Here is a 15,401-nt window from a genome sequence, read left to right as displayed (position 1 = left end):
ATGCCGAACACGGAAGTTAAGCACTTGAACGCCGAAAGTAGTTGGGGGCTTTCCCCTGTGAGGATAGGACGCTTCCAGGCGATCGTTCCGCAATAGCTCAGCGGTAGAGCAACCGGCTGTTAACCGGTAGGTCGTAGGTTCAAATCCTACTTGCGGAGCCATTTATTACTTCTTCACCACGTACAATGGAGAGCTGTCCGAGTGGCCGAAGGAGCACGATTGGAAATCGTGTAGGCGTCAAAAGCGTCTCAAGGGTTCGAATCCCTTGCTCTCCGCCATCATCACTTTCAATTCATAATGGCCCGTTGGTCAAGCGGTTAAGACACCGCCCTTTCACGGCGGTAACACGGGTTCGAATCCCGTACGGGTCACCATTTATAGCGTCGCGGGGTGGAGCAGTCTGGTAGCTCGTTGGGCTCATAACCCAAAGGTCGTCGGTTCAAATCCGGCCCCCGCAATTACATACGGTCCTGTGGTGTAGCGGTTAACATGCCTGCCTGTCACGCAGGAGATCGCGGGTTCGAATCCCGTCAGGACCGCCATTGTTAAGGCTTTGTAGCTCAGTTGGTAGAGCAAAGGACTGAAAATCCTTGTGTCGGCGGTTCGATTCCGTCCAAAGCCACCATCTTTATTAACAACATGATTTTCCCATTTGTGGGGGGGTAGCGAAGTGGCTAAACGCGGCGGACTGTAAATCCGCTCCCTCGGGTTCGGCGGTTCGAATCCGCCCCCCCCCACCACCATAGGGGCATAGTTTAGCGGTAGAACTACGGTCTCCAAAACCGTCAGCGCGGGTTCGATTCCTGCTGCCCCTGTTTACCATGGCGATTGTGGCGAAGTGGTTAACGCACCGGATTGTGATTCCGGCATTCGTGGGTTCAATTCCCATCAGTCGCCCTCTTATTATTGGGCTGTAGCCAAGTGGTAAGGCACTGGATTTTGATTCCAGCACGCGAAGGTTCGATCCCTTCCAGCCCAGCTTTTCAAGCGGAAGTAGTTCAGTGGTAGAATACGACCTTGCCAAGGTCGGGGTCGCGGGTTCGAATCCCGTCTTCCGCTCCAATGAGTGGCGCCATAGCCAAGTGGTAAGGCAGAGGACTGCAACTCCTTTATCGTCAGTTCGATTCTGACTGGCGCCTCCAACTATTTCTCAATTAAATAGTTTTGCAAGAGATTGTGCCGGTGTGGCGGAACTGGTAGACGCGCACGACTCAAAATCGTGTTCCTTTGGAGTGTCGGTTCGATTCCGACCACCGGTATCTTGCGGGTGTAGTTTAATGGTAAAACCTCAGCCTTCCAAGCTGATGACGAGGGTTCGATTCCCTTCACCCGCTTTATACTTTTTACACAATCTGATGTTTCACCTGATCATGCGGGTGTAGTTTAATGGTAAAACCTCAGCCTTCCAAGCTGATGACGAGGGTTCGATTCCCTTCACCCGCTTACCAAAAAAGAGCAATGTGTCGTTTTCGCTGACACCTTGCTCTTTTTGTTTAGGAATGGGATTTTAACGAGGAAAGGAGTAGATCGTGATGGATGGTGTACAATTGAAATTAGCTTTACAAGAGTACGCAGCAGAGATTGGGATCGATGAATTGAAGGTGACGACGGCTGATCCATTTCTTGTCTTAAAACGTCGCTTGAAAGCGCAACAAGAAAAAGGATTCGCTTCTGGTTTTGAAGAGCCCGATCTCGATCTTCGAACGACACCGTCTCTACTTGTTGAAGATGCCGCTTCGATCATTGCCATTGCGGTCGCGTATCCAAGTACTCTCAAAAATGCACCTCGTGGCAAGGAAGGGGAGCGACGGGGGATTTTTTGTCGATCGTCCTGGGGACTGGATTATCACCAGGCGTTGCGACAACGCCTGACGTTACTTGAAGAAAAAATTCAAGAATTGAGTCCAGGTGCAAGGACGCGCTCCATGGTCGATACAGGAGAACTCGTCGATCGAGCAGTAGCAGAACGAGCAGGTATCGGATTCAGTGGGAAAAACTGCTCAATCATCAGTGAGGAGCACGGATCCTATCTCTATCTTGGTGAACTGATTACAGATATCGTCCTACCGCCTGATCAGCCAGTCGAAGAATTATGCGGGACATGCAATAAGTGTATCGACGCTTGTCCGACGGATGCGCTTGTTGAACCTGGCGTCATCGACGCTAAACGGTGTATTTCGTTTTTGACGCAGACGAAAACATTACTACCAGAACCATTCCGAATGGCGCTTGGGAACCGTCTATACGGTTGTGATACGTGTCAGCAAGTATGTCCGTATAACCGGAAGAAGAATGCGACACATCACGCTGAACTGCAGCCGGATCCAGAACAAGTCAAACCGCTCTTAGTTCCACTCTTATCAATGAGTAACCGTGAGTTCAAGAGCCGGTTCGGTACGTTGTCTGGCGCATGGCGTGGAAAGAAGCCGATTCAGCGTAATGCGATTTGTGCGCTCGTCCATTATCGAGACAAGAGCGCGATTGAGGCGCTACGGTTAATGACAGAAACGGATGCCCGGGAAGACATGCGGGCGCTTGCACTCTGGGCAGTCGGTCGAATTGGTGGAATTGAAGAAAAGTCATATATCGAATCACGTCTTTTAGCCGATACTGCAGTGGATGTGCAGACAGAAGGACAACGGTTACTTGAGGAGTGGGGGGAAGCAGATGCCATTTCAACAGCTCACTTATGAGTTTGGTACATTGCTCGTCGCATGGGAAAAAGAGCAAATCGTGTATCTCGATTTTGGATTGAATGAAGAGCGTGCTCGAACCTATTTGCAAGAAGAAACCGACGACGGTGAATTACCGAAAGCTTGGCGCATGGCGTTTGATCGTTACGCAGGAGGCGATCGACAAGCGCTTGATACACTTCCTTGTCAGTTGCGTGTCACACCGTTTGCGGAGCAAGTGTTGCACGCTTTACGAACCGTTCCGTTTGGTCAGACCATCAGTTACGGTGAACTAGCTCGAATGATTGGGAAACCAAAGGCAGCACGAGCCGTTGGTGGTGCCTTGAACCGGAATCCGATCGCGTTAATTTATCCGTGTCACCGTGTCATAGGGGCGACTGGTAAACTGACGGGTTTTGCAAGTGGGATTGCCCATAAAGAAGCGCTTTTAGCGCATGAGATAGGAGAGAATTGAACCATGGCTATTCATGTCGTTATGTATCAACCGGAGATTCCTCAAAACACAGGAAATATTTCACGCACATGTGCAGCGACGCATTCCGTCCTTCACTTGATCCGACCGCTCGGCTTCTCGACGGACGATAAGCAGCTTAAACGTGCAGGTCTTGATTACTGGGAATTCGTCGATGTCCGTTACCATGATTCGTTAGAAGAACTGTGGGAGAAGCATCCGGAAGGTATTTTCTACTATATTACGAAATATGGAGAACAGTACCCGAGCCAGATCGACTTATCGGATGTCGAACAGGATTATTTCTTCGTCTTTGGTCGGGAAACAAAAGGATTGCCGCTTGAAGTCATCGATGCGAACGCAGAGCGTTGTATCCGTCTACCCCAATCGAATCTCGTTCGTTCACTGAACGTCTCGAACACGGCAGCGATCATCGTCTATGAAGCATTGCGTCAGCAAGGATACGCAGGTCTTCTATAAAGCAAAAGCTCCATCCTGAATCAGGATGGAGCTTTTATGAATTATTCGTTACCTTCAGGTTTTTTGTTGTAGCCTGCAGTGAAGATTGCTGTCAAAAACGCAAGACTTACGCCGACCATTAAGATAAATGCCATTTTTGTTTCCCCCTTCAGTCTCTTGAACCGATATAATCTATTATAGTATACCTGTAAGTGAAATTGTGTGCTACATATGAATTTTCTATGAATGGAGACTCCACATGCGTACGAACGTTTACCTATTAAGTTATGCTCCGCTGATCAGCATCTTGTTATTTAGTACGTCCCTTGCGATTGCAACGACGGAACTTGCACTACATTGGCTCGATCAAGTCGGAGTGTACGATGAATTGTTACAACTCTTGACGGCACGCGATACGAAGCTCGTTGTTTGGCTCGGCTTCCTGATCGTTTACTTCATGATCTTCAGTTCACTTAAACTATTGTCAGATACGATCAATCAGCTCGGTTTCGCCTTTTTCATCAAGGAACAAGAGGGAACGACACTCGGCATGTTACGTCCGGGAAGTATTCTGCTACTTATCGGAGGTTGTGTTAGCTTCGCCTTCATGACGTCCTTCTTGCATGTCGGAATCGTCTTGCTTGTGTCTTTTTTCATCTACTTCATCTTTTACACGGTACAAATCAGTAAAATGACGAGTGCAGCAGGAGCCGTTGGTTTGATTATCTTTTCTTTCTTAGCCTGGGGTGTTCTGCTTGCTGGTCTATCCTGGGTCGGTCTGACTTTATTCAATTCGTTCGGGGAAGCGATTTTATTTCCGAGTTGATTTAAGGACGTAAAATCTTTGCCCACGTCTGGACCTGTAGCGTTGCATTTGCCTCAACAGGGAAGGGACGTGGGCGATCTGCCCCTAGCCAAATCCCTCCGATATGTTGATTTTTGATGCCAACGAACCACATGTCCTTATTGTCGTTCGTTGTTCCTGTTTTTCCTCCAATATAGCGCGCAGAGGAATCATATCCTTTGCGTCCCGTTCCATACGTCATGACATTTTTCAAACCAGCCCGTAATTCCCGGTTCGTCTGACTGGACCAAATCCGTTGTTCCTTTTCTTGTGGTCGTTCGACCGTTCCATTCTTAAGCGTAATACTTTTAATCATCGACGCCGGTCGATAGAGCCCATCATTAACGAATACGGTATAGGCGTTTGTCAGTTCATACGGACTGATCCCGTATTGCAACCCACCTAGAGCACTTGTAAAAGCATCATCCTCGCGCGTCCATTGGCTGAACTGGAACGGACGGATCGACTTCAATCCTTCCCGGAAAGAGACAGCAAATGCGCGAATAGCTGGTGTGTTATAGGAGTAAGCAATCGCATCGGCAATCGTTACTTGTCCGAGAATTCGATTTCCGCTATTTGACGGACAGTATCCATCGATACAGACGGGACTACCGTCTAATGTGCTCGATAAGCGGGCTTTCGTCTTCTCAAGGTAAGGACCATAGACAAGTAACGGTTTGATGGCTGAACCAGGTTGTCGGTACGACTGCACTGCTCGGTTGAACTGACCTGTCAAATTCGATTTGTAGCCGACAAGAGCGGTGACCCCGTGTGTTTGTCCGTCGATGCCAACATAAGCACCCTCAATCGGGTTGGGTAGATTGCGAAGAGCTTCCTTAGCCCGTCGTTGTTCTGCTGAGTCGAGATATGTCGAGATGACCGCCCCTTGTTGATGCAGATATTCTGCAGCACGCTTCTCACTCCAACCTTTTTTTTGAGCGGTCATCCGAACCGCAGCTTGAACGGTGGCATCGATATAATCTGGATAAGGGACACTCGGTTTATAGGATCGAGGCGACACACGAGAAATAGCAAAATCTTTCGTCAGTACACGATCGCGTATTAACGCTTGAACGATTCGTTGCTGACGTTTTTTTGTGTTTTCAGGAAAGCGTAGCGGGTCATAAAGAGAAGGATTATTCGGAATTGCTGTCAGAAAACTGATTTCAGACCAACTCAACTCGCGTGCCGGCTTATTGAAATATGATTTTGCGGCAAGTTCGATACCATAAATATTATTCGCGAAATAGGCTTGATTGACATACGCCGTCATCAGTTCTTTTTTTGAATATTTTTGCTCCAAAGACACAGCAATTAACAACTCTTTTATTTTTCTAGTATATGTTTTTTCGTTTGATAGATACGTCATTCTTGCTAGTTGTTGTGTGATCGTACTGCCACCTTGAGATTTAGAATCAGACTGATTTTTTGTAAACGCGCGTAAGATTCCTGTGATGTCATATCCGTCATGTTGATAGAAACGCTGATCTTCGATGGCAACAAACGCTTGCTCGACTTTTTTCGGCAATGTTCGAGGAGTTAGATCATCCCGTCGCAATCCGTCATAGAGCTCGACCCGTTTGTTTTCATAGGTTACGGTGATTGGTTGATAGGAGGTCAGTGGATGTCGCGTCGTCTGTTCATCGGCCCAGAAAAAAAGTGTACGTGCTGTTTTCAACTCATCTTTTATTGAAAATAAGGAAAATAGAAGCATCGTCGCAAGACCAAGTAAGACAAGATATCCTGTAGTAATTCGCATGAGAACTCCTTTCAAAAATCCATTTCATTCCTATTATCGGTCTTTTATGGAGAAATCAATAGATTTTTTTTTCGATTTTTGTATTTTAATAAACCTATTTTGCAGGAATGTTATATTAAAAAGAGAAAAGATTGGGTATATAGAAGTATCTGTGGATTTTACAACGCGAATTGTCTGAAAAAAAGAGCATAAATGGAGGGGACGAAATGGCTAAAAAGAATGTCGTTGCGATGTTACTTGCAGGCGGGGAAGGGAAACGTCTGGGAGCTTTAACGAAACATACTGCAAAACCAGCTGTTGCATTTGGAGGAAAGTACCGGATCATTGATTTCCCACTATCAAACTGTACGAACTCAGGAATCGATACAGTTGGTGTATTGACGCAATATGAACCACTTGAATTAAACCGCTATCTCGGAATCGGGAGTGCATGGGACTTAGATCGACGAAACGGTGGTTTGACGATTCTACCTCCTTACCAGGCGCAAAACGGAAAGAACTGGTACGAAGGAACAGCAAATGCCATTTATCGAAACATGAGTTACATCAACCAATTTGACCCTGACTATGTTCTTGTCTTATCAGGCGATCATATTTATAAAATGGATTATGAACAGATGATTGAAGAGCATCGTCTTGGCGGAGCGGACGTGACGATTTCCGTTCGTGAAGTGCCATGGGAAGAAGCACCACGGTTCGGAATTCTCAACACGGATGATGATCTACGGATTAATGAATTCGAAGAAAAGCCACAGAATCCAAAATCGAATCTTGCATCGATGGGAATCTACGTCTTTAACTGGGATGTATTAAAACGCCATTTAATTCAAGATGCTGGTGATGCGGAATCAAGCTTTGACTTCGGTAAGAACATCATTCCGAACATGCTCTTTGAAAACCTCAATATTCGAGCTTATAAATTTAAAGGATACTGGAAAGATGTCGGAACGATTCAATCGCTCTGGGAAGCGAATATGGACTTGTTGACGGCAGAACCAGAGTTTGATTTATATGATCCTTCTTGGAAAGTCTATTCGGTCAACCCGAATCAGCAACCACAATATATCGGGAATGCTGCGACAGTCGAGACATCGATCATCAATGAAGGATGCCATATCGAAGGCGAAATCAATCATTCGGTTCTCTTCCATGGTGTCGACGTAGCAGAAGGATCACTCGTCAAAGACTCGGTCATCTTCCCGAACGTCAAAATCGGACGAGACGTCACGATTCATCGGGCAATCTTAGCAGACGGTGTGATCGTAGAAGATGGTGCAACGATCGGCTCTCCAGACGGAGAAGTTTTCGTCATCGAAGCAGACAGCATCGTCAAGAAGAACGAAGTCATCAAAGAAGCGATTCAATAAGGGGGATATTCGGATGAAGGTCGATTTATTAGGTGTCATCAATTTAAGCGGAGAAGAAGGCTTTTTCAAGGAATTGACGGAACATCGTAACTTAGCGGCAGTTCCATTTGCAGGACGTTATCGGTTGATCGATTTTACATTAACGAACATGGTACAAAACGATATCGCAAACATCGGGATTTTTACGCTCGAGAAATATCGTGGAATGATGGACCATCTTGGATCGGGTAAAGAGTGGGATCTTGACCGTTCAAACGGTGGACTCTATATCTTCCCACCTGCATTGTCACAAGATGCGAACGAGTTCCGTGGGGATCTATCGAACTTCCACCTTCACCGTGATTTTTTCCTTCGCAGTAAGGAAAACTATGTCGTCGTCTCTGGTTCAAACATCTTATCCGCGGTGGATTATCGCGATGTATTACGTGAACATAAAGAATCGAATGCGGATATTACGGTCGTCTATACGAAGCGTGAACTACCTTGTAAATACTGCCGCCCGATCCGTTTTGGTGAACAGAATCGCGTGACAGCGATTGGATCACGCGGATTCCAGCCGACGGATGAGACGTTCTACATGGAGACGGTCGTTCTATCGAAAAATCTCTTTGTTCGTTTAATTGATGAAGCGATTGCTCGTGGTGAGTACGATTTACTTCAGAGTATCATTCGTTCACAACTGAACCGTCTACACGTGCACGGTTATGAGTACAGTGGTACATCACAAGTCATTCACTCGCTTCGTTCATACTATCGTGAGAGCATGCTGTTGCTTGAACAATGGGGAGCAATCAATGACTTCCAGCACGTCTATACGAAAATCAAGCATGAGCCACCGACACGTTATCTACCGGGTTCTGACATCAAGAACTCACTTGTCGCGAACGGCTGTAAATTAGAAGGAACGACGACGGACAGCATCTTGTTCCGTGGTGTCAAAGTCGGAAAACACGCTCGCATCAAGAACTCGATCATCATGCAAAAATCAGTCATTGAAGAAGGCGCGGTCGTCGAGTACGCGATTCTCGATAAAGAAGTCACTGTCAAACGCGGTCAAGTCATCCGCGGAACGGTAGAAGAACCAATCGTCATCAAAAAACAAACAATCGTTTAAAGGAGATGTCATTCATGAAGGTATGGTTTGCTGCCACGGAAGCGACACCCTTCATCAAGACAGGGGGGCTAGCTGACGTCGTCGGCTCGCTCCCCTTAGCGCTTGCTGAGGAAGGGGCAGACGTTTCAGTCGTCTTACCCAATTATGGTCAAATCAAGGAACAATACAAATCAGAGATGGAGTTCTTGTTCGACTTCATCGTGCCAGTCGGTTGGCGCCAGCAATTTGGCGCCGTCCTTCGTTTGAAACAAGATGGTGTGACGTTCTATTTCATCGATAATGAGTATTACTTCAAACGGGATGGCGTCATTTATGGACATTACGATGATGCGGAACGGTTTGCGTATTTCTCACGTGCTGTCCTTGAGATGATTCAACATTTGGATCGAAAGGAAGTACCGGACGTCATCCATTGTCACGATTGGCAAACAGGTGTGATTCCAGCGTTCTTACGCATCCATTATCAACACCTCGAGCGCTATCAAGACATTAAAACGGTCTTTACGATTCACAATCTACAATACCAAGGTGTCTTCCCAGAGGAAGTGCTTGGTGACTTACTTGGCTTGAGTCATGAACATTTCACAGCGGATGGGATCGCTCATAACGGACTCGTCAATTACATGAAGGCAGGACTCGTCCACTCCAATCAAATCACGACAGTCAGCCCATCGTACCGTGATGAGATCATGGATCCTTATTACGGTGAGACGCTTGAGCCAGTCTTACAACATCGTGCTGTTGACGTGCGTGGCATCTTGAACGGGATCGACTATCGTCAATTTGATCCTGCGCATGATACGCATCTCGTTGAGACGTATTCCGTTGATACCGTCACGGAAGGAAAAGCAAAAAACAAGGCGGCTTTACAAGAGGAACTAGGTCTCCCAATCAATCCGGACGTACCATTGTTCGGTTTCGTATCTCGTCTTGTCGACCAAAAGGGAATCGATTTACTCGCGCATATCTTACCAGACTTGTTCGAACTCGATGCGCAGTTCATCATTCTCGGATCGGGTGAAGCGGAATATGAAGGGTTGTTCCATCATGCGACATCGATTCGTCCAGACAAAATCGCTTCTTATATCGGATTTGACGTTGGTCTCGCACAACGGATCTATGCAGGAAGTGATGCCTTCTTGATGCCATCGCGTTTTGAACCGTGTGGTCTCAGTCAGTTGATTTCGATGAAGTATGGCTGTTTACCGGTCGTTCGGGAAACAGGTGGGCTCCGTGATACGGTCAAACCGTTCAATCAGTTCACATTAGAAGGAAATGGATTCTCGTTCGCGAATTATAATGCACATGAGTTTTTAGAAGCGATTAAACGTACGATTGAGGTGTATCATGATCGACCAGTCTTTGATCATTTGATTGAGACAGCGATGAATGAGGACTTCAGTTGGTTGCGTTCAGCCGACGAATACTTGGCGTTATATCGTTTGATTGCACCGTCCGCCACTTGATCGTATCACTGGGAAAAGGGGTTACGTCATGTTCAAAGATAAAGAGAAGTTCAAGGAGAGGTTTACGGAACGATTCGTTTCGATGCATGGCAAGGCAATAACGGAAGCAACAGAAAACGATATTTATCAGACACTTGCCCATCTGGTACGCGAGACGGTCACGACCGATTGGTTACGGACGAAGGAAACATATATCCATAAAAAAAGTAAGCAAGTCTATTACTTCTCACTCGAGTTTTTACTCGGACGTTTCCTGCATAACAATCTATTGAGTCTTGATGTCTTAAAGGATGTCGAGCGGGGACTTGAAGAACTCGGATATCAGCTCAGTGATTTGACGGAAGAAGAGCCGGAACCTGGACTTGGGAACGGGGGTCTCGGACGTCTCGCGGCGTGTTTCCTTGATTCCCTTGCTGCGCTCGGTCTTCCTGGACACGGGAACGGAATCCGGTATCAGTATGGTCTCTTCAAGCAAAAAATCATCGATGGTTATCAAGTCGAATTACCGGATAACTGGCTGAAGAACGGGAACATGTGGGAAATCAGACGTTCCGATAAAGCGATCGATGTTCCATTCGGTGGACATGTCTGGCTTGAAGAAGTCGGTGATGGGTATCGCGTCCATCATGAACCGGCTGAAATCGTTCGTGCTGTTCCGTACGACATGCCGATCGTCGGTTATCAAAACAAGGTCGTCAATAACCTGCGACTCTGGAGTGCTGAGTCTCCACTTGATGATGATGAATTACTTAGCCAATACCGTGGGAACTATAAAGATTTACTGGCACATAAACAATCGATTCAGACGATTTCCGAGTTCTTGTATCCGGATGATACGACCTATGAAGGAAAAGAGTTGCGTCTGAAGCAACAATACTTCTTCGTTTCTGCTGGATTACGGAGTATCTTGACGTCCTTTAAAAAACGAAATCATTCACTGAAGCAACTCGGAAATCATATCGCCATCCATATCAACGATACGCATCCGGTCGTCGCGATTCCGGAGTTAATGCGGATCCTTATCGATGAAGAAGGATTTGGATGGGAAGAAGCATGGCGGATCACAAAGAGTGTCATGTCGTTTACGAACCACACGTTACTGTCAGAAGCACTCGAGCGCTGGCCGATCGATTTGTTCCGTCGCTTGTTACCGCGCATCTACCTCATCATCGAGGAAATCAACCGACGCTTCTGTAAGGATGTGCTTGCGAACTATCCACACATGGAAGCGCATATGCGAGATATCGCCATCATCGCGGATGACCGGATCAACATGGCGAATCTGGCTGTTGTCGGAACGCATTCGACGAATGGTGTCGCTCAGATTCATACTGAGATTCTGAAGCAGCGTGAGATGCGCCTATTTTATGAGATGTTTCCGCTTCGCTTTAATAATAAGACGAACGGAATTACACATCGTCGCTGGTTCCTCTCATCAAACCCAGCACTGGCAAATCGTGTGACGGAAGCAATCGGGGATAGTTGGATTCAGCATCCGTCTGATTTGCAAAAGTTGACGAAATGGGCAGAGGATTCAGCATTACAGAAGGACATCGCCGAGATCAAACTTCAGCGCAAAGAAGAATTAGCGTTGCTCATTGAAAAAGAAACCGGTATCGTCGTGGACCCAACCTCGATTTTTGATGTTCAAGTCAAGCGATTGCATGCGTACAAACGTCAACTCTTGAATGCGTTACACATTCATTCGCTCTACTATCGTCTGAAGGAGGACCGTTCCTTCACGATGACACCACGGACATTCATCTTTGGTGCAAAGGCGGCGCCAGGCTATCATTATGCAAAAGAAGTCATTCGTTATATCAATGCGTTAGCTCGCTTGATCAATCAGGATCCAGACGTCAGTCCATACTTGAAAGTCGTCTTCCTAGAAAACTATCGTGTATCGCTTGCTGAGAAGATTTTCCCGGCAAGTGACGTCAGTGAACAGATTTCGACTGCAAGTTATGAAGCCTCTGGAACCGGCAACATGAAGTTCATGATGAATGGTGCACTGACAATCGGAACGCTCGACGGAGCGAACATCGAAATTCGAGACGAGGTCGGGGATGCGAACATCTTCATCTTCGGCTTAACACCACAAGAAGTCATGAATTATAAACAATACGGCGGTTACAGTGCATACGATCAATACAATGCCCAACCCGAGTTACGACGGATTATTGATAGTCTCGTTGATGGAACCTTATTTGCTCCAGGTGAATTCCAAGCGATTTACGATTCATTATTGACGTATAATGATGAGTATCTGATCCTGAAAGACTTCATGTCGTATCAACAAGCGCAGGAACGAATTGATCGGATGTATCAGCAACCAGAAGAATGGTATAAACGCGTCATTCTTAATATTGCGCGGTCAGGTGTGTTCTCAAGTGATCGAACGATTAAAGAGTATGCGAATGCGATCTGGAACATCAAACCGATTCAACTCTGAACAAAAAGACACTGACAGATGTTTCTGTCAGTGTCTGATGCTTACGAACGGGAGACATCTTCACCACGGCTGACCCAATCACTATAAGAGCCGGCATAAAGCCGGACATCAGTTTTCCCGAGTGAATGGAGAGCGATGACATTGACACACGCGGTCACACCACTTCCACAATAGAGGATAGGTGCTGTGACCGGTAGGATGTCGGCGTACAATTCTTTCAAATCTTCCGCGTCCCGTAAGCGACCATCTGGTGAGAGTGCTTGTTCGAAGAAACAATTCACGGCACCTGGAATGTGGCCGGCGACGTGATCGAGTGGTTCGATTTCTCCACGGTATCGATCGGGCGCACGGGAATCGATGACCATCGTTTCTGTCAGCTGATCTTTCAGCTCTTCGAACGAGACGAGCATCTCATCTTGAAAACGAGGCGCGTAATGAGAAGGTTCATAAGTAGGAACGTCGTCCGTGACCGGAAGATCGAACGCTAGGTAAGAGGAGAATCCGCCCTCAAGGACGACGACACGCTCATGTCCGATCCATTTAAATAACCACCACGCACGAGCTGCATAAGGAAAACCATCGTCATACAAGACGACGAAGTCTTCTGGTGTCACACCATGCTGTTCCAGTGTGTGTTGCCACGCTTCTTTTGAAGGAAGCGGATGCCGACCGCCGACCTCATCGACGGGACCGGAAAGGTCAGTCGTTAAATCCAGGTGCTGTGCACCTTCGACGTGTTGTTCCAAGAAAGCATTTCGTCCATATTCAGGTTGTTGCAAGTCATATCGGCAGTCAAACCAGCGAATCTGATCCGTTCGGACGAGCTGTTGAAGATCTGCCATTTGAATCGTAGGAAACATGCCTCATCACCTTACCCTTTCTAGTGTTAATCATATGAAAGGTATCGCATCATCGCAAGTCTTACCCTCATTTAAAAAAGGAGTCGATTTACCATGTCATGGAAAGAAACCTATCAAAAATGGGATCAGTTCGCTGATTTAGACAGTACATTAAAAGAAGAATTAGTTACGCTAGCAACGGATGAAAAAGCAGCCGAAGAAGCATTCTATAAAGAACTCGAGTTTGGAACAGGTGGTATGCGTGGAGAAATCGGTGTCGGGACGAACCGGATGAACGTATATACGGTCCGAAAAGCATCACAAGGGTTCGCGGCATTCATTAAGGCGTCGGGGGAAGAAGCGGCAGCAAAAGGAATCGTCATCGCACACGATTCACGCCATTTCTCACCAGAATTTGCGCTAGAGGCGGCACGTACGCTCGCAAGCAACGGCATCAAAGCGTATCTGTTCGACGGTCTACGTCCGACACCGGAACTTTCGTTTGCGGTTCGGTCTTTACAAGCGGCGGGCGGGATCGTCATCACGGCGAGTCACAACCCACCAGAGTACAATGGTTATAAAGTATACGGGGATGACGGTGGACAACTTCCACCAAAAGAGGCGGATGAACTCGTTTCGTACGTCAGCCAAATCGAAGATGAGCTATCGATTGAACTGGAGCAAGAAGAAGTCCTTCGCGCGAACGGTTTGATCGTCCGTGTCGGAGAAGAGCTCGACGAGGCGTATCAAAACAAATTACAAACGATTCGTGTCTTACCTTCGATTCAATCGGAATTAGCGGATCCACTTAAAATCGTCTTCACACCACTTCACGGAACAGGTCTTGTGCCGGTAACAGAAGGCTTGAAACGGTATGGATTCGAACATGTGACAGTCGTTAAGGAGCAAGCGGAACCAGACGGTGCGTTCCCGACCGTGACGTCGCCGAACCCGGAAGAACATGCTGCCTTTAAACTGGCGATCGAATATGGTGACCGGACAGATGCCGACATCTTGATTGCGACGGATCCAGATGCTGACCGTGTCGGAGTCGCAACACGTGATGCCGACGGAGAATGGACAGTCCTGACAGGGAATCAGACGGGAGCGTTATTGCTCGACTACATCCTTTCACAAAAAGCGGCGCAAGGAACACTGCCAGCGAACGGATTCGTCGCGAAGACGATCGTTACGTCAGAACTGGGTGCATTGATTGCGCGTCATTATGATCTCCATGTCGAGAACACATTGACAGGCTTTAAGTTCATCGGGGAAAAAATCAAACAATACAATGCATCGGGTCAATATGAGTATCTCTTCGGATACGAGGAGAGCTATGGATACCTCATCGGTGACTTCTGCCGAGACAAGGATGCCGTCCAAGCGTGCTTGTTAGCTGCTGAGATGGCTGCGTACCATAAGAAAGAAGGACGGACGCTCTATGAGGCATTACAGGCGATTTACGAGCAGTTCGGGTACTTCGAAGAGTCACTCCGCTCTCTAACGCTCAAAGGGAAGGATGGCGTGGCACAGATCGGGCGTATCATGGATACGTTCCGTGAAAATCCGCCAAAACAAGTGGCTGGAGAACAGGTCGTCTTATTCGAGGACTATGATGCGAGCATCGCCCACGATTTGAAGACGCATCAACCTTCACCAATTAACTTGCCAAAATCCAACGTACTGAAGTTTACGCTCAGCGATGGATCGTGGTTCTGCCTTCGTCCATCGGGTACGGAACCAAAAATCAAATTCTACTTCAGCGTCACGTCACCAGATGCTGCTGAGACGACACGGAAACGTCAGCAGATCGAAGATGAAGTCATGCAAGAAGTCGAACAAATTCAATAAGTCCCATGCAGGATCACGTCATCGACGGGGTCCTGTTTTTTATCTCAAAGCATCAAAAAGTGAAATTCGTGCAACCGGTACCATTTTGGGGTACAGTAAACAAGAT

11 protein-coding genes and 15 tRNA genes are annotated in these 15,401 nt (G+C 47.0%); 24 read left to right on the top strand and 2 right to left on the bottom strand.

Annotation, left to right across the window (positions count from 1 at the left end; translation table 11 throughout):
• Positions 1-86 precede the first annotated feature (86 nt).
• From B3G15_RS04110 to B3G15_RS04020, 19 genes are all read left to right on the top strand, one after another.
• Positions 87-161, top strand: a tRNA-Asn gene (locus B3G15_RS04110).
• Positions 162-187: 26 nt separating this feature from the next.
• Positions 188-278 (top strand) — tRNA-Ser (locus B3G15_RS04105).
• 21 nt (positions 279-299) lie between these two features.
• Positions 300-374 (top strand) — tRNA-Glu (locus B3G15_RS04100).
• A gap of 10 nt (positions 375-384) precedes the next feature.
• Positions 385-458 (top strand) — tRNA-Met (locus B3G15_RS04095).
• Between the two features lie 8 nt (positions 459-466).
• A tRNA-Asp gene (locus B3G15_RS04090) sits at positions 467-542 on the top strand.
• A gap of 7 nt (positions 543-549) precedes the next feature.
• Positions 550-625, top strand: a tRNA-Phe gene (locus tag B3G15_RS04085).
• A gap of 31 nt (positions 626-656) precedes the next feature.
• Positions 657-740: transfer RNA gene (locus tag B3G15_RS04080), tRNA-Tyr, on the top strand.
• A 4-nt stretch (positions 741-744) separates the two neighbouring features.
• Positions 745-815 (top strand) — tRNA-Trp (locus B3G15_RS04075).
• 9 nt (positions 816-824) lie between these two features.
• A tRNA-His gene (locus B3G15_RS04070) sits at positions 825-897 on the top strand.
• Positions 898-907: 10 nt separating this feature from the next.
• Positions 908-979: transfer RNA gene (locus tag B3G15_RS04065), tRNA-Gln, on the top strand.
• An 8-nt stretch (positions 980-987) separates the two neighbouring features.
• Positions 988-1,062: transfer RNA gene (locus B3G15_RS04060), tRNA-Gly, on the top strand.
• A gap of 6 nt (positions 1,063-1,068) precedes the next feature.
• A tRNA-Cys gene (locus B3G15_RS04055) sits at positions 1,069-1,142 on the top strand.
• A gap of 36 nt (positions 1,143-1,178) precedes the next feature.
• Positions 1,179-1,259: transfer RNA gene (locus B3G15_RS04050), tRNA-Leu, on the top strand.
• A gap of 4 nt (positions 1,260-1,263) precedes the next feature.
• Positions 1,264-1,334, top strand: a tRNA-Gly gene (locus B3G15_RS04045).
• 38 nt (positions 1,335-1,372) lie between these two features.
• A tRNA-Gly gene (locus B3G15_RS04040) sits at positions 1,373-1,443 on the top strand.
• 89 nt (positions 1,444-1,532) lie between these two features.
• The gene (gene queG, locus B3G15_RS04035) at positions 1,533-2,693 is read left to right on the top strand and encodes a tRNA epoxyqueuosine(34) reductase QueG (RefSeq protein ID WP_290715963.1); all 1,161 of its coding nucleotides are present in this window, start codon (positions 1,533-1,535) and stop codon (positions 2,691-2,693) included.
• The gene (locus B3G15_RS04030; RefSeq protein ID WP_050677726.1) at positions 2,668-3,147 is read left to right on the top strand and encodes a methylated-DNA--[protein]-cysteine S-methyltransferase; all 480 of its coding nucleotides are present in this window, start codon (positions 2,668-2,670) and stop codon (positions 3,145-3,147) included. Before queG ends, B3G15_RS04030 begins: the two co-directional genes overlap by 26 nt.
• 3 nt (positions 3,148-3,150) lie before the next feature.
• A complete protein-coding gene (gene trmL / locus B3G15_RS04025) occupies positions 3,151-3,624 on the top strand; it encodes a tRNA (uridine(34)/cytosine(34)/5-carboxymethylaminomethyluridine(34)-2'-O)-methyltransferase TrmL (protein ID WP_023467320.1) in 474 nt (157 codons plus the stop codon).
• A 238-nt stretch (positions 3,625-3,862) separates the two neighbouring features.
• The gene (locus B3G15_RS04020; RefSeq protein ID WP_029340917.1) at positions 3,863-4,429 is read left to right on the top strand and encodes a DUF5366 family protein; all 567 of its coding nucleotides are present in this window, start codon (positions 3,863-3,865) and stop codon (positions 4,427-4,429) included.
• Position 4,430: 1 nt separating this feature from the next.
• On the opposite strand, the gene B3G15_RS04015 is transcribed toward B3G15_RS04020, so the two are convergent.
• A complete protein-coding gene (locus B3G15_RS04015; protein WP_290715955.1) occupies positions 4,431-6,206 on the bottom strand; it encodes a transglycosylase domain-containing protein in 1,776 nt (591 codons plus the stop codon).
• A gap of 206 nt (positions 6,207-6,412) precedes the next feature.
• On the opposite strand from B3G15_RS04015, the gene B3G15_RS04010 reads away from it, so the two are divergent.
• From B3G15_RS04010 to B3G15_RS03995, 4 genes are read left to right on the top strand one after another with little or no spacing between them, the layout of a single operon-like run.
• The gene (locus tag B3G15_RS04010; protein ID WP_058265030.1) at positions 6,413-7,573 is read left to right on the top strand and encodes a glucose-1-phosphate adenylyltransferase; all 1,161 of its coding nucleotides are present in this window, start codon (positions 6,413-6,415) and stop codon (positions 7,571-7,573) included.
• A 13-nt stretch (positions 7,574-7,586) separates the two neighbouring features.
• Positions 7,587-8,687: a glucose-1-phosphate adenylyltransferase subunit GlgD gene (glgD, locus tag B3G15_RS04005; protein WP_290715950.1), complete on the top strand. Its 1,101-nt coding sequence runs from the start codon at positions 7,587-7,589 to the stop codon at positions 8,685-8,687.
• Between the two features lie 14 nt (positions 8,688-8,701).
• Positions 8,702-10,153: a glycogen synthase GlgA gene (gene glgA / locus B3G15_RS04000; protein ID WP_223041402.1), complete on the top strand. Its 1,452-nt coding sequence runs from the start codon at positions 8,702-8,704 to the stop codon at positions 10,151-10,153.
• A gap of 28 nt (positions 10,154-10,181) precedes the next feature.
• Positions 10,182-12,605, top strand: a complete 2,424-nt coding sequence (locus B3G15_RS03995; protein ID WP_290715943.1) for a glycogen/starch/alpha-glucan phosphorylase — start codon at positions 10,182-10,184, stop codon at positions 12,603-12,605.
• A 41-nt stretch (positions 12,606-12,646) separates the two neighbouring features.
• Here B3G15_RS03995 and B3G15_RS03990 read toward each other — a convergent pair whose 3' ends face one another.
• On the bottom strand, positions 12,647-13,465 hold the full coding sequence (locus tag B3G15_RS03990; protein WP_214860891.1) for a sulfurtransferase: 819 nt from the start codon (positions 13,463-13,465) through the stop codon (positions 12,647-12,649).
• Positions 13,466-13,558: 93 nt separating this feature from the next.
• Here B3G15_RS03990 and B3G15_RS03985 point away from each other — a divergent pair, with 93 nt between their 5' ends.
• The gene (locus tag B3G15_RS03985; RefSeq protein ID WP_290715939.1) at positions 13,559-15,295 is read left to right on the top strand and encodes a phospho-sugar mutase; all 1,737 of its coding nucleotides are present in this window, start codon (positions 13,559-13,561) and stop codon (positions 15,293-15,295) included.
• The last annotated feature ends 106 nt before the right edge of the window (positions 15,296-15,401 follow it).

The organism is Exiguobacterium sp. UBA1053 (assembly GCF_002316465.1).
Lineage (GTDB): Bacteria > Bacillota > Bacilli > Exiguobacteriales > Exiguobacteriaceae > Exiguobacterium_A > Exiguobacterium_A abrahamii.
The sequence above is the reverse complement of the archived record's forward strand: the minus strand, read 5'-3'. Positions and strand labels throughout refer to the sequence as shown.

Coding starts and splice junctions, on each gene's coding strand:
- queG (WP_290715963.1), top strand. CDS start 1,533: ATGGATGGTGTACAATTGAAATTAGCTTTACAAGAGTACGCAGCAGAG.
- B3G15_RS04030 (WP_050677726.1), top strand. CDS start 2,668: ATGCCATTTCAACAGCTCACTTATGAGTTTGGTACATTGCTCGTCGCA.
- trmL (WP_023467320.1), top strand. CDS start 3,151: ATGGCTATTCATGTCGTTATGTATCAACCGGAGATTCCTCAAAACACA.
- B3G15_RS04020 (WP_029340917.1), top strand. CDS start 3,863: ATGCGTACGAACGTTTACCTATTAAGTTATGCTCCGCTGATCAGCATC.
- B3G15_RS04015 (WP_290715955.1), bottom strand. CDS start 6,206: ATGCGAATTACTACAGGATATCTTGTCTTACTTGGTCTTGCGACGATG.
- B3G15_RS04010 (WP_058265030.1), top strand. CDS start 6,413: ATGGCTAAAAAGAATGTCGTTGCGATGTTACTTGCAGGCGGGGAAGGG.
- glgD (WP_290715950.1), top strand. CDS start 7,587: ATGAAGGTCGATTTATTAGGTGTCATCAATTTAAGCGGAGAAGAAGGC.
- glgA (WP_223041402.1), top strand. CDS start 8,702: ATGAAGGTATGGTTTGCTGCCACGGAAGCGACACCCTTCATCAAGACA.
- B3G15_RS03995 (WP_290715943.1), top strand. CDS start 10,182: ATGTTCAAAGATAAAGAGAAGTTCAAGGAGAGGTTTACGGAACGATTC.
- B3G15_RS03990 (WP_214860891.1), bottom strand. CDS start 13,465: ATGTTTCCTACGATTCAAATGGCAGATCTTCAACAGCTCGTCCGAACG.
- B3G15_RS03985 (WP_290715939.1), top strand. CDS start 13,559: ATGTCATGGAAAGAAACCTATCAAAAATGGGATCAGTTCGCTGATTTA.